Here is a 13,745-nt window from a genome sequence, read left to right on the forward strand (position 1 = left end):
CGGAAGCTGAAAAGCATTTCCGTATCCTGCCCTAAGGATGAAACAAGAATTCTTCTACTTGTTAAAACTTGCCTGGATATGAGGGGTTGTGTCACCACCGGTTCACCTAAAATTTAATTTTAAAACAAAAAGTTTATATATTTCTTCCATGAAAACATCATGGGGAATTCTTCTGCTGATAGCAGCTCTATTCTATACAACCTCACTTTACGCCCAAACCGGACCTTGGGCCAAGTATGACCAGGAGATGAAAGATGCCGCCTTATATAGGGAGGCCAGTGCGGGCAACTTGGAGGAAGTGAAAAGTATTGTGGCCGGCGGTGGAAATATCCATTATGTGACTACCCAAACCAAGTACACCATTTTAATGGCCGCCGCCGGAAGCGGTAAAATTGAAGTGGTACGCTACCTGCTTGACCTGGGCGCCGACCCTACTCCCAAAGATTGGTGGAACTATACCGCCCTGGACAAAGCCCGGTTTGCGGGAGCCAAAGATATTGAAGCCCTGCTCCAGGCTAAAATGGCCGGAAATCAAACCAAAACCCCAGAAGTCCAACCTCAACCCAAAGACGACAAAAAGGACGATAAAAAAGAGGGAAAGGAAGAAGACAAAAAAGACAATAAGGAAGAAAACCAACCCGCCAATGGTACCCCTCCACCCCCAAAAAGTGGGCCAATCACCGGCAGCAAGTGGGCAGCGTTCGGTTCATATTCTGTAGGTGACTCTGTGCTCTACTGGGTGCCTACCGGTTGGCGCCGCGCCGTCATTAAAGAAGTTGGTGTACAAGTACCCACCGGCAAAATCTCCATAGATTATTCTTATAAAAAATACTTGGTAGACCCAGATGCCTATGCCCTGGGCAACGACTGGTATGAGTGGAGCGGTGTAGTGAAAACCAACCGCCAACCCTTCTGGACCAATTGGTTTATTGGGGAGTGGCAGGTAGGCGAAGTGCAGGCGCACAGCAATGAGGTAAAGGCCGGTAAAGAGACAGACACGTACTATTTTCAAAAGGCCTCTGAAAAGTTACAGGTGTTTGCCAACAACACCTACCGCTGGCAGTTGATGGATGGGAAAACCGTCATCACCGGCAAATGGAAACCCATCCCCAATGAGCCAGGTATAGTGCTCCTGAAGGCCTACCGCGGGTTTGACTGGTCTCTGCGCAACTCTACCGGTGTGCATGACTTTTCTATCAGAAAGCTGGACATGATCAACCTGAAACCCTCTGCCCAGGTTATGTCAATCAACGGTCAGCGGAAAACTACGGAGTAAGGGAAGTTTTCTGAAAGGATGGCTCTTACCAAAAAAACGGTGACTATAACGCCCAGGTGAAAATAAGGTAGTGACCTTCCAATCAAATAGCCGAATTGATAGCCAGTTTTACTAATTGTGATTTTCCGGCTGTGCCAGAATGGCAAAGCTCGGATCCTAACGGCCTATCTTCCTAGCTCAATGGTGTCTGCATGTTAGCATCGGAATTACCTTTTTCTCCGCATTCATTTTTCTCTAAAAGTTTGGGTAAGAAACCTTTCCATTAAGCCTTCAAAGGATATTCTTTCATCGTGTTTGAATTTGATTTCACCCACTTTCTTAGAAGGGTGGATAAGTTATGGGGCATTAAATCTTCATAAGACTCAATTAAAAATCCATTCAGTACCATTCTGCAACGTTCCATTTCCCGCCTCGTACTTAATAACCTAGTCCTTAGCCTAGTAATCTTAAATTACTGTTATGAAAAGGTTAGAAAACAAGGTATCCATTATTACTGGTGGTGCCGGCAGCATTGGGCAGGTTACCGCCAGGTTGTTTTTGGAGGAAGGCGCCAAGGTTATGTTGGTAGATCTTAAGGAAGATGCGCTACAGGCGGCGGCCAGGGATTTAGGTAGTGATAAGGTGAAATTTGTGACCGCCGATGTCTCTAAGGCGGAGGACGTAAAACGCTACGCGGAGGCCACGGTCAGGGAATTCGGGAAAATTGACGTGTTTTTTAACAACGCCGGTATTGAAGGCGTGGTCAAACCCTTGGTAGATTATCCAGAGGAAATGTTTGACAAGGTAATAGCCGTAAATGTGAAGGGCGCCTGGCTGGGCATAAAGTATGTTTTACCCCAAATGAATGACGGCGGCAGTATCATCAATACCTCTTCGGTGGCCGGTATAAACGGCAGCCCCAACGTAAGTGCCTATATCACAAGTAAACATGCCGTAGTGGGGATTATGCGGGCCGCGGCCGTAGAAGCAGCACCCCGCAAAATACGGGTTAACTCCGTCCACCCCTCCCCGGTAGATAACCGCATGATGCGGTCTCTGGAGGAAGGCTTTGCCCCAGGCCACGCAGAAGCCGCCAAAAAAGAACTGGAAAAGACCATCCCGCTAGGCCGTTATGCTGAACCGGAAGAGATAGCCAAACTGGTTTTGTTTCTTGCCAGCGATGACAGCCAGTTTATTACCGGCACCACCCAGGTGATAGATGGCGGGCTAAGCGTGCAGTAGTCCTTCTTTCGCCTTTCAGCCCGCGGAAAGTTTCTTTGCAGGATGGTCGGTCACTCAAAAGCAGCCTTTACCTATTCCTACTTTTTGCCTTCTTTTCAAAAAACAGGCTTAGAACAGGAATTGCAGTTTAGCCCTCTTTTTCAAAAAACAGGCTTAGAACGGTAAGTTGTGGCTATTATCAATCTGCGGCTGTTGGTGGTGTATGTTATTCCAGAGATTCTCCTTCAGGTACTTAACTAAAACCTAAACATGGACCAACAGCGCCAACCCAACTTCCTGCTTATTGTCATAGATGACATGGGGTATTCAGACTGCCAGCCCTTTGGCGGTGAGATAAGGACCCCGCATATTCAGGAGTTAGCCCACAACGGGGCCTGTTTCCGGCATTTCCACACCTCTGCTCTGTGCGCGCCCACGCGGGCTATGTTGCTTTCAGGTTGTGATAACCATGACGCCGGGTTGGGCCATATGCCCACCGCCCATGCCACCAACCAGTACATGCAGCCCGGCTATGAAGGGTACCTAAACAGCGATATCCTTACCATCCCTGAAATTCTGAAGGAGGCCGGGTACCATACCTATATGGCGGGCAAGTGGCACTTAGGCGAGCACGAGGACCGCCGGCCCCACGCCCGGGGCTTTAACCGCACCTTTTCTTTTTTGGGCGGCGGGGCCAGCCATTTCAATGACCAACGCCCACTAAGTCCATCAGAGCTACCCCATACCAAATACACCGAAGACGGCAAAGTAGTAGAAGAACTCCCCCAGGATTTTTACTCCTCTAACTACTACGCAGATAAAATGATGCAGTATGTAACGGAGCAGTCAGATGATCGCCCGTTTTTTGCCTACCTCGCCTTCACGGCGCCGCATGATCCCTTGCAGGTGCCAGATGAATGGCTAAACAAATACAACGGCGCCTATGACGGCGGTTATGAGGCTATCAGGGAAAAGCGCCTGCAACGCATGAAGGAACTGGGGCTCGTGCCCCAGGAAACCACGCCAAACGAAGGAAGTGACCATTTCAAAAAATGGGAAGAGCTCACCCCAGAGGAGCAGAGGGAGTCGGCCCGTAGAATGGAGATTTATGCCGCCATGCTGGAAAACCTGGACTGGAACCTAGGCCGTCTTTTTGACCGGCTCAAAGAACTGGGCAAGTATGATGACACCCTTATCTTCTTACTTTCAGACAATGGTGCCAACCCCAAAGAGCCCTACTTCTACGCCCCCAATACCAAAGAATCTATTGCCCGGGATTTTGATAACCGCCTGGAGAACTACGGAAAAATAAATTCATTCATTTCCATTGGTGGGGCCTGGGCCGAGGTGGCCAACACGCCCCTCTCCTACTTCAAGCTTACCACCTATGAGGGCGGCACGCAAACCCCGCTCATTGTTTCGGGCAAACGCATGCACAAGCGTGGCGTGGTGACCAATGAGATGCTGCATGTCACTGATATTCTGCCCACCATTTTAGATTATGCCAATGTAGCCTACCCCCAAACCAACAAAGACCTAAAGCCGCTTTATGGCACCACGTTGAAACCCTGCCTACAGGAAGAAACAAAGCAGCCGGTGCGCAACGCCTTTGCCGTGCTGGGGTTTGAAATTGGCGAATGCAAAGCCATTCTCAAAGGCGATTGGAAGCTTATTTTTATGCCCCCTCCCTATGGTAAAGGCGACGAATGGCATCTTTACAACCTGAAGGAAGACCTGAAAGAAGAAAATAACCTGGCCGCTCAGTTTCCAGATAAGGTCAAGGAATTAAAGGCGGAATGGGAAGCGTACGCCCTGGCGGTGGGCTACATTAAATCAAATGGTGAATTGGCGGTGAAAAAACTCGGGTCTGAGGAGTTCTTCCGTTTTGACCCTAAAAACCGGCTCAAAACTCCTGATACGGCCACCAATGCCACCTTTAAGGAAGACTCCCCCACCAGGCAGGTAGATTAACCTCACGGCCATGTTTGAGATGTTCATCAGGCTCACGGGAATCGTCCTCCCCTTATTTGTCTTTTTGACTATGTTCAACGTGGGCCTCACCCAGAAACCCAGGAATATCCTAAAATACCTGCGGGACCGGGGCTTTTGCCTGCGCATGCTGGCCGCTAATTTTATTTTGGCGCCACTCCTTATGTGGGGGTTGCTGGAGGTATTCCCCATTGATCCTTACTTACGTGTAGGCCTTACCATTTTCAGCATCTGCGCCGGAGCTCCCTTCCTCATCAAACTCACTCAGTTGTCTGAACATGATTTGGCACTTGGCGCCAGCACTATGATCATTTTGGTGTTAGCCACCGTTCTGGCGGCCCCCTTGCTTTTACCTATCATCGTGCCCCAAATTGAAATAGAGGGCGGTACCATTGCCTGGACCTTAGTGAAACAACTGATACTGCCTATTATACTGGGAATGATTCTGGCTAAGGTACTTCCAGGCCTTACCCAGTCGGTGCAACCCTGGGTAGCCAAAATAGCTAACTGGACGCTCTATTTGATGTTAGTTTCCACCATGGTGGGGTACTTTCCAGAAACAAAGGAAATAATGGGGCAGGGCGCGATACTCCTGGGGGTGGTTTTCATTTTGGGCGCTTTCGGGATAGGGTACCTGTTGGGAGGACGCCACGAAACGGAACACCTGCAGGATATTGGGGCCTTGGGCACGGCCCAGCGAAATACAGCTGCCAGTATGCTTATTGCTGCCCAGAATTTTGGGCAGCACCCCCAGGTTTTGGTGATCATCACTATTGCCAATACCATAGGCATTGTCCTGCTTCTGGTAATTGCCAAATACCTCTCAAAAGATAATAAAGTGGGCCTCTACCCCTACTCAAGAACACCTCATGTAGATACCTGATGGGTTTGGTTTTCATAAAAACAATACAGCTAAAAGCGTTTATAAGCCTCTCAATTAGCCATGGAACCCTCTCCCGAAATCATACACAAAGGAAAAGCTGTAAAAGCCCCCGAAGACACCTTGCCAGGCGAGGTGGAGTTAAAACACACCGTTCAAGCAACCCGCCAACAGCAGTCTAAAGGTTCTACTTTTAAAGACGATGCCAATGCCGGCCTAACAGTGGCCATGAATGAAATTCCGGACGGCATGGCGTGTGGTCTGCTGGCGGGCGTTAGTCCCATCATGGGCCTTTTTGCCGCCGTTTACGGAGGGATTTTAGGAGGGATTTTCAATAGCTCCCGCTTGATGATTGTCTCCACCACCAGCGCCGCCGCTTTTCTATTATACCAACTCACGCAAACCTATCCAGAGGCCCAGCGCATAGACGCTTTAATCTTATTGGTACTTCTCTCTGGCGCCATGATGGTAGTCATGGGCCTTTTAAAGCTGGGCAATTTGGTGCGGTTTGTCTCTTATTCTGTGATGACCGGTTTTCTGGCCGGCATTTCCATTCTTACCATTCTAAGTCAACTGCCTACCCTATTTGCCATTCCGGCCCAAGGGTCTAACAAGATTCTGCAGACGGTAAATTTGATGGAGAACCTCAACCTTACCAATTGGCACGCCCTGGTCCCAGGCCTGGCTACTATCCTGTTTATGGTGGTGCTTCCCAAAACACCCTTAGGCCATAAATCGGCCATTGTGGCCATTGCGCTCCCTTCGCTTTTGATATTCTTTATGAACTGGTCTGACGTGGAAGTGGTCACCGACGTGGGCGAGATCCCCACTGGGTTGCCTCCGCTCCGTCTCCCTGACTTTTCTATACTGCAGCCTGCTCTTTTAAGTGGGGCCCTTTCTTTGGCCTTGATTACGCTTATTCAGGCTGCCGGGGTAAGCCAGAGCGTGCCCAACCCAAACGGCTCCCGTTCCAATACCTCAAAGGATTTCATCAGTCAGGGCATTGCCAACATTGCCTCGTCGTTGTTTGGGGGTATTGGGGTGGGCGGCTCCTTGGGCTCTACCTCTTTAAACATTGTTTCAGGGGCCAGGAGCCGATGGGCAGGTATTTTTTCTGGCTCCCTGGTGCTCCTGCTGGTTTTATTGTTGCCTGGTTTGGTAGGCAACGTGGCGATGCCGGTGCTGGCTGCCATCATGATTTTTGCCATGGCCAGCTCCCTCAAATTTGAAGAAAACAAGCAGGTTTGGAACGCCGGCTGGTCGGCCCGGATAGGTCTGCTAGTTACGTTTCTGGTCACCTTGTTTTTCCCGATTCAATACGCCGTGCTGGTGGGGGTTTTGCTTTCCTTCTTCCTTTATTTCATCACTTCCTCTAAACTGGTAAAACTGCAGAGAAGGCAACTGTTAGAAAACGGGGCCTTTGAAGAAATAACAATGCCGTCAGAAATTGAAAGTAATACAGTGCACCTTTTCGCCGTAGACGGTGACCTGCATTTTGCCGGAGCCCGCATGCTGGAAACCCAGTGGCCCAACCTGGCACCGCAAACCCAGTATCCAGTTATTGTATTGGAATTAAGAGGCCGCAACAACATTGGCGCCACCCTTACCGAAGTGATAGAAAGTTTCTATGATAAAATCACAAAAGCCCAGGGCAGGTTTTATCTCACTGAGTTAGGGGAAAATAGTTACGCCGCTTTCCAGACACAGGCGGCCTCAGAGGTGCTAAAAGGGATAAGAATGAAACGAAAAGAACCTATTGTGGGAGAAAGCACCCGCCTGGCCATTCTGGAAGCCCAGGATTGGCTCAACAATGGGCACGCTCCTACTGAATCCCCTGATTCTTTAAGTGCTTAGGCGGGTTCTTTCAAGTTGCTTTTTCATGAACATGAGATTGGTCAAAATAACCAAGACCAGCATTGGGCAAATGACTAAGAACTATACTAATGGTAACACGTTTTAAATTAAAACAGGCTGTGGGATTGGCATTTACCTTTAAAAAGGAATTGGCGGGTTGCTTTCCTAACTATACCTAACGGCAGCATAATAGAGGCAGATGACCATTATTGCTTGCTTGAATTTGTGTCTAGGATTTGTAAATAAAGTGCTGCACTTGACTTGCCAGATAATAGCCAGAAAATTCACTTAACCACTCACAAAGGCCATGACAACATTAGAAAACAAAGTTATTGTGATCACCGGGGCTGCGATGGGCCTGGGGCTGGCAGCAGCGCAGGAGGCAGCCAAACAAGGCGCTCACCTTGTGTTAGTTGACTACAATGAAAAAGCCCTGGAAGAAGCCAAACAATCCCTTATAAAGCAAAGCTCCGGTTCAAAGATTATAACCGTGATAGCCGATGTGTCCAAAGAGGAAGAAGTGAAGAATTATGTAGCCGAAACAATGAAGGCCTTCAACAGAATTGACGGCTTTTACAATAATGCCGGCATTGAAGGCAAGCAGGCCCTCATGACCGAATATGATGTAGAGGTATTCAAGAAGGTAATTGACATCAACCTAATGGGGGTCTACTATGGAATGCGCTATATCCTCCCAATCATGCAAAAACAAGGCTATGGCCGAATAGTCAACGTGGCCTCTGTAGGCGGGATTAGAGGCGTTCTGAACCAGACACCCTATGTGGCCAGCAAGCACGCTGTATCTGGTATGACCAAAAACGCGGCCCTTGAATTTGGTCGGCATGGCGTCATAACCAACGCCATAGCCCCTGGCGCTATCTTAACGCCCATGGTGGCCGAAGCCTTTAAGCAGGTAAACCCAGATGACCCCAAAGCTGCGGAAACAGAATATGCCCAAGCGAACCCCACAAAGCGCCTGGGTTTACCGGAGGAAGTGGCCAAAGTAGTGGTCTTTCTTTTAAGCGAAGACGCGTCTTACGTGAATGGCCAAACCATTGCTATTGATGGCGGCGAGTCCAATACCTATGGCTTTGTTTAAACCATGCCGCCAGAACCTTTGGCTAGAAATAAACCTCAATCCCTTCATTAACCAAATACCAATCACATGGCATCATATAAAATAGCTGTATTCGTTGGCAGTCTTCGCAAAGAATCTTATAACCTTAAAACCGCCAAAGCCCTCATAGGCCTTGCCCCGGAATTTTTATCCATGGAGCTAGTCAGCATAGCCAATCTGCCTATGTTCAATGAAGACCTGGAGGGCACCCCGCCGCAGGAATGGCTGGACTTCCGGGAGAAAATCAAGGCTTCTGACGGCGTTCTCTTTCTTACCCCAGAGTATAACCGTTCTGTTCCGGGAGTCTTGAAAAACGCCCTAGATGTGGGCTCCCGTCCTTTCGGAAAAAACTCCTGGGACGGAAAACCCGGTGGGGTGGTGAGTGTTTCCATTGGAAACATCAGCGGTTTTGGCGCTAACCACCATTTGCGGCAGTCTCTGGTCTTTGTGAACGTGCCCACCATGGCGCAACCTGAAGCCTATATAGGCGATGCTGCCAATTTATTTGACGAGGCCGGCAACCTCACTAATGACTCTACCAAGGAATTCCTGCGGGGCTTTATGGAGGCCTTTGAAAAATGGGTGCAGACCAATGCCAAACAACGCAACGCTTGAACCGCATTAGCAAAAAAGTCAGGGTCTTCCCAGACTAAGCTGTTGACTAGGGAGCCTCAATCTTTCTGGAAACGTGAGATGCAACAACCCCGCTTTTCCCAGTTATGAAAGGCCTCTTTGGAATGATTGAATCATAAATTAATCGAAATTCAGCATGAAGGCAGCGCAATACCAGGGAAATGACAAATTGCTGTTCGGGATTATCCTGGGCGTGCTGGCTTTTTGGCTGTTTGCCCAAACCACCCTGAATATCAACGTGGTCATGGCCAAAGACCTCCAGATGGAGACGGCCACCATGAACATTGCCGTATCCATTACCTCTCTGTTTTCGGGTATCTTCATAGTAGTCATGGGTGGCCTCGCGGACCGCGTGGGAAGGATGAAAATCATCAAAATAGGGTTTGTCTTTAGCATCATAGGTTCCTTGTTGGTGGGCATAACCCCAGCGGGGGCATTGGCCGCCCCGGTGCTTATTGCCGGGCGCATCCTGCAAGGTTTGTCCGGGGCCTGCATTATGCCAGCTAGCCTGGCTTTGTTGAAAGCCTATTGGGACGGAGCGGCCCGCCAGTGGGCCATCAGTCTGTGGTCTATGGGCTCCTGGGGCGGCTCTGGTTTCTGTGCCCTTTTTGGGGGCCTAATGGCTGAGAACGTAGGGTGGCGGTATATTTTCTTTGGCTCCATCGTCATCTCCTTGTTGGGAATGTGGATGATCAAGGGCACCCCAGAAAGCAAAGCACCCACCACCGGTGAACAGAAGAAACAGGACGTGGCGGGTATTCTCACATTTATGGTAGTGATGATCGCGCTTCAGGTATTGGTAAGTCAGGGCAGTAACCTGGGCTGGACCAGCGCGGCCTCGCTCCTGTTGTTTGCAGCAGCCATTGGGTTTGGGATAGCCTTTTTCAGGATTGAGAAGGGCAAAGACAACGCCTTCATTGATTTCAGGCTTTTCAAAAACTCTACCTATACAGGGGCCACCATATCTAACTTTCTGCTCAACGGCGTGGCGGGCATGCTAATTGTTTCTTTGATGCTTCTTCAGGTGGGCGGAGGCCTTTCTGCCCAGACGGCCGGGCTCCTTACGCTGGGGTATGCCATAGCCATTGTGGCTTTTATCAGGATAGGGGAAAAATTATTGCAACGCTTCGGCCCGCGCAAGCCCATGATCTGGGGCTGTATCATTGTGGGAATATCCATTGCCCTGCTGTTGCCTACCAATGTCATGACAGACACCTATAAAATCCTGGCGGTCATCTCCTACACCTTATTCGGCATTGGTTTGGCTTTTTACGCCACGCCTTCTACAGACGCTGCCCTTTCCAATTTACCTGAATCCCAGACAGGAGCCGGCTCAGGCATTTACAAAATGGCCTCCTCACTGGGCGCCGCCTTTGGGGTAGCTATTTCAGCTGGAATCTTCGTGGGGCTTAGTGCCATTGATACCCCAGGCAGTATCCTTGACAACGTGATTACCTTCTCTGGCAGACAAGACAATGTGGCTATTCGTGAGGCCGCTATTTACGCTCTGCTCTTCAACTTGTTTATGGTCTTGGTGGCCATCATCTCTATTATGAAGACGATACCCTCCAAAAAAGAACCTAAGGAACAGGCTTCACTAAACACACAGGCTGTAGAAACGCCTCCCACCGCTTAAATCACAAAGCATGAAAACGAACATTTTGGAAGGTACCAAAGCAATCCATCAGGAGATGAAAGAGTGGATGGACCATCTGCACCAGTACCCAGAACTGGCTTTACAGGAAACAGAAACGGCCAAATTCATTGCAGAAAAGGTAAAGTCTTTTGGTTTTGAGGTGGCCGAGGGAATAGGCAAAACAGGACTTGTGGCTTCCCTGACCCTAGGCGACGGTAAAAAGTCCATTGGACTCCGGGCCGATTTTGACGCCCTGCCTATCCAGGAAGACAACCAACTGGCGTACAAAAGCAGGGAAGAAGGCAAAGCACACCTGTGTGGTCATGATGGCCATACCACCATGCTGCTAGGCGCCGCTAACTATTTATCTCAGACCAAAAACTTCAACGGCACGGTGCGCCTGATCTTCCAACCCGCTGAGGAAACCATGCAGGGCGGCCCGGCCATGATAAAAGATGGCTTGTTTGAAAAGTTTCCGGTTGATGCAGTGTATGGCATGCACAACATGCCGGGGCTGGAGATGGGCAAACTCTACTTCCGGGAAGGGGAAACCATGGCTGCCGTAGACAATTGGGAGATTGAACTAACTGGAAAGGGAAGCCACGGTTCCATGCCTGAGTTAGGCATAGACCCAATTGTATGTGGGTCCTCGCTGGTGATGGCCTTGCAAACCATTGTCTCGCGCAACGTGTCGCCGTGGCAGAACTCCGTAGTGACGGTGGGCGCTTTCCTTTCGGGCAATGCCGGAAATGCAGTGCCCCAGAATGCAATTCTGCGCCTAAGTATCAGAAACATGGACCCCAAATTACGGGAAAAGGTGTTGGACAGGGTCCGGACTATTACCAAGGCCCAGGCCGAGGCTTTCAATTGCCTATATGATATAAAAGAAGGCATACCAGGAGCCGTTTTGGTGAACACTCCTGAAAACACGCAATGGGCCGCCAAGGTAGCCAAAAATGTTTTTGGGGAGGAAAAAGTAATAGACACGCTACACCCGTACATGGGCAGTGAAGACTTCGCTTTCATGTTGCAGAAAAAACAGGGCACCTACTGTATGCTAGGTAATGGTGACACCCCCATGGTGCATCATCCGCAGTACATTTTCAACCAGGAGATCTTACCAATTGGGGCAGCCTATTGGGTAGGGTTAACCGAGGCATATTTACAATAAGTCATCTGAGGCTAGTTGGAATGCCAAGCACAAAGGCAAAGGATTAGCCTAAAATCGTATTTCCTTAACTCTAAAATATCACCTCCTAACGCTCTCTAGCGGAGTAAAAACTTAATAAACACTGGTCTCCATTGATATGGATAGGTAAGTACCGCAAATGAACAGATTGTACCATGCAGGAAGCTACCACTGAAGAAAAGCCCTTAACACCTGATGAGGAATTTCACCTCCCGGGTCTTTCAGTGCTGCGCGAGGCGGTACAAAACGTCTCCAAGAAAGTACCGCCCCGTAATAAGCTCCAGCAAGACGGCATTGCGGGCATGACCACCGCCGTCTCTAGTCTCCCAGACGGGATGGCTAATGGCCTTCTGGCGGGGGTTAATCCCATTTATGGCCTCTATGCCTGTATTGCGGGGCCGGTTGTAGGAGGTCTTTTCTCTAGTACCCAACTCATGATGATCACCGCCACCAGCGCCTCGGCTATTATGGCGGGCCAGACGATCAGTGGCGTGGCTGCGGGTGAGCGGGACAGGGTTCTGTTTCTGCTAGTAGTTCTGATTGGTGTTTTCCAGGCGGTACTGGGGCTGCTTGGTCTGGGCCGGCTTACCAGGTTCGTTTCATTTTCAGTGATGATTGGGTTTCTGACGGGGATATCTGTCTTACTGGTTATGAGCCAGTTGCCTACCGCCTCCGGCTATAGCCCTGAAGGTACCAACAGTCTTTTACAGACCTATGACCTGCTTAAGCATCTCAATCAGGTACATTTGCCTTCGGTAGCCATGGCTGTCCTTACTATCCTGCTGGCCATTGGTTTACAAAGGACCCGCCTGAAAAAAATCTTCGCACTGGTTGCCATTGCCGTTCCATCTCTGCTGGTGTATTTCTTCAAGATAGAAGGCGTGAAAGTGGTGCAGGATATTGGCGATATAAGCGGAAGCAGCCTTGGCTTTGCCCTCCCCTCTTTTTCAGCGTTCAATTTTGACACAGTGGTGGGTGCCTTGGCCGTAGCCATAGTAATCCTGATTCAGGGGGCCGGGGTGAGCCAGAGCGTACCCAACCAAAACGGGACCGGAACCAGCACCTCACATGACTTTGTAGCCCAGGGGGCAGCGAATATGGCGGGTGGGTTTTTCCAGGCCCTGCCCGTAGGCGGATCTTTAGGTACAACAGCCATTAATGTGCTGGCCAGGGCCCAAACCAGGTGGGCCAGTATTTTCTCAGGGGTCTGCATGGCCATTATTGTGATTGGGCTGTCTGGGGTGGTAGCCCAAACAGCCATGCCCGCCTTGGGGGCCATGCTGATTTTGGCTGGTATTCGGAGCATCAAGCTATCTGATATTGTCTCTACCTGGAATTCTGGCTGGAGTTCCTGGCCTTCTTTCCTGGCGGCGGGGGTTACTTTTGGGGCCACATTGATCTTGCCTATTCCTACGGCGGTGGGCATTGGCGTACTCCTTTCGGCTTTTCTTTTTGTGACACAATCCTCCACAGAAGTACTTCTGGTAGAACTTAAAAAGCGGCCTGACGGGAAAATTGAGGAACAGAAGCCTCCTAAAACCCTTCCTGCCAACCAGGTGACGGTCTTAAACGTGTACGGCAATTTGTTTTACGCGGGCGCCAGAACCCTGGAGCACCTTTTGCCAAAGCCCGCCGGAAGCCAAAACCCCGTGGTGATTCTTCGCCTGCGCGGACGCTCTACCCTGGGAGCCACCCTGGTCTCTGTTTTGGCCAACTATGCCTCTCTGCTCCAAAGCGCCCAGGGCAAACTTTATTTGACGGGGGTGAGCGAAGAGGTTTACCGGGAAGTGATGCATTCCAACCTGCTGCGCATTAACGGGCCGGTAAAAGCATTCAAGGTCATGCCCGTTTTAGGCAGCTCAACCCATGATGCCGTGGTAGAGGCGGAAGCCTGGCTTCTAGAATGCGTAGAAAAACAAACGACAAAACAGATCCGCTAGCTTGGAGGTCTCCCTTATTTCCAGGTTTTCA

Annotated in this window: 10 protein-coding genes; all 10 read left to right on the plus strand. The window is 49.9% G+C overall.

Annotation, left to right across the window (positions count from 1 at the left end):
- Positions 1–148 precede the first annotated feature (148 nt).
- The 10 genes from ACYVJQ_RS12090 (at position 149) to ACYVJQ_RS12135 (ending at position 13,714) form a co-directional block, all read left to right on the plus strand.
- Positions 149–1,276 (plus strand): ankyrin repeat domain-containing protein, encoded by a 1,128-nt coding sequence (locus tag ACYVJQ_RS12090; protein WP_460893334.1) that lies wholly within the window; start codon positions 149–151, stop codon positions 1,274–1,276.
- A gap of 459 nt (positions 1,277–1,735) precedes the next feature.
- A complete protein-coding gene (locus ACYVJQ_RS12095) occupies positions 1,736–2,497 on the plus strand; it encodes an SDR family NAD(P)-dependent oxidoreductase (protein WP_460893335.1) in 762 nt (253 codons plus the stop codon).
- A 249-nt stretch (positions 2,498–2,746) separates the two neighbouring features.
- Entirely contained in the window at positions 2,747–4,447 is a 1,701-nt protein-coding gene (locus tag ACYVJQ_RS12100; protein WP_460893336.1) for an arylsulfatase, read from the plus strand.
- 10 nt (positions 4,448–4,457) lie between these two features.
- Positions 4,458–5,348: a bile acid:sodium symporter family protein gene (locus ACYVJQ_RS12105; protein ID WP_460893337.1), complete on the plus strand. Its 891-nt coding sequence runs from the start codon at positions 4,458–4,460 to the stop codon at positions 5,346–5,348.
- Positions 5,349–5,408: 60 nt separating this feature from the next.
- Positions 5,409–7,199 carry a SulP family inorganic anion transporter gene (locus ACYVJQ_RS12110; RefSeq protein ID WP_460893338.1) on the plus strand — a complete coding sequence of 597 codons (1,791 nt, stop codon included), beginning with the start codon at positions 5,409–5,411 and terminating at the stop codon, positions 7,197–7,199.
- A gap of 307 nt (positions 7,200–7,506) precedes the next feature.
- Positions 7,507–8,298 carry a glucose 1-dehydrogenase gene (locus ACYVJQ_RS12115; RefSeq protein WP_460893339.1) on the plus strand — a complete coding sequence of 264 codons (792 nt, stop codon included), beginning with the start codon at positions 7,507–7,509 and terminating at the stop codon, positions 8,296–8,298.
- A gap of 66 nt (positions 8,299–8,364) precedes the next feature.
- A complete protein-coding gene (locus ACYVJQ_RS12120; RefSeq protein ID WP_460893340.1) occupies positions 8,365–8,931 on the plus strand; it encodes an NADPH-dependent FMN reductase in 567 nt (188 codons plus the stop codon).
- Between the two features lie 154 nt (positions 8,932–9,085).
- Positions 9,086–10,585 (plus strand): MFS transporter, encoded by a 1,500-nt coding sequence (locus tag ACYVJQ_RS12125; protein ID WP_460893341.1) that lies wholly within the window; start codon positions 9,086–9,088, stop codon positions 10,583–10,585.
- Positions 10,586–10,595: 10 nt separating this feature from the next.
- Positions 10,596–11,756, plus strand: a complete 1,161-nt coding sequence (locus ACYVJQ_RS12130) for a M20 aminoacylase family protein (protein ID WP_460893342.1) — start codon at positions 10,596–10,598, stop codon at positions 11,754–11,756.
- 173 nt (positions 11,757–11,929) lie between these two features.
- Positions 11,930–13,714, plus strand: a complete 1,785-nt coding sequence (locus tag ACYVJQ_RS12135; RefSeq protein ID WP_460893343.1) for a SulP family inorganic anion transporter — start codon at positions 11,930–11,932, stop codon at positions 13,712–13,714.
- Positions 13,715–13,745: the final 31 nt, after the last annotated feature.

It is taken from the genome of Rufibacter soli, from assembly GCF_054781795.1.

Excerpts from the sequence above, each read along its gene's own strand:
- ACYVJQ_RS12100 (WP_460893336.1), top strand. The coding sequence starts at position 2,747 with ATGGACCAACAGCGCCAACCCAACTTCCTGCTTATTGTCATAGATGAC.
- ACYVJQ_RS12110 (WP_460893338.1), top strand. The coding sequence starts at position 5,409 with ATGGAACCCTCTCCCGAAATCATACACAAAGGAAAAGCTGTAAAAGCC.
- ACYVJQ_RS12130 (WP_460893342.1), top strand. The coding sequence starts at position 10,596 with ATGAAAACGAACATTTTGGAAGGTACCAAAGCAATCCATCAGGAGATG.
- ACYVJQ_RS12115 (WP_460893339.1), top strand. The coding sequence starts at position 7,507 with ATGACAACATTAGAAAACAAAGTTATTGTGATCACCGGGGCTGCGATG.
- ACYVJQ_RS12120 (WP_460893340.1), top strand. The coding sequence starts at position 8,365 with ATGGCATCATATAAAATAGCTGTATTCGTTGGCAGTCTTCGCAAAGAA.
- ACYVJQ_RS12135 (WP_460893343.1), top strand. The coding sequence starts at position 11,930 with ATGCAGGAAGCTACCACTGAAGAAAAGCCCTTAACACCTGATGAGGAA.
- ACYVJQ_RS12105 (WP_460893337.1), top strand. The coding sequence starts at position 4,458 with ATGTTTGAGATGTTCATCAGGCTCACGGGAATCGTCCTCCCCTTATTT.
- ACYVJQ_RS12125 (WP_460893341.1), top strand. The coding sequence starts at position 9,086 with ATGAAGGCAGCGCAATACCAGGGAAATGACAAATTGCTGTTCGGGATT.
- ACYVJQ_RS12090 (WP_460893334.1), top strand. The coding sequence starts at position 149 with ATGAAAACATCATGGGGAATTCTTCTGCTGATAGCAGCTCTATTCTAT.
- ACYVJQ_RS12095 (WP_460893335.1), top strand. The coding sequence starts at position 1,736 with ATGAAAAGGTTAGAAAACAAGGTATCCATTATTACTGGTGGTGCCGGC.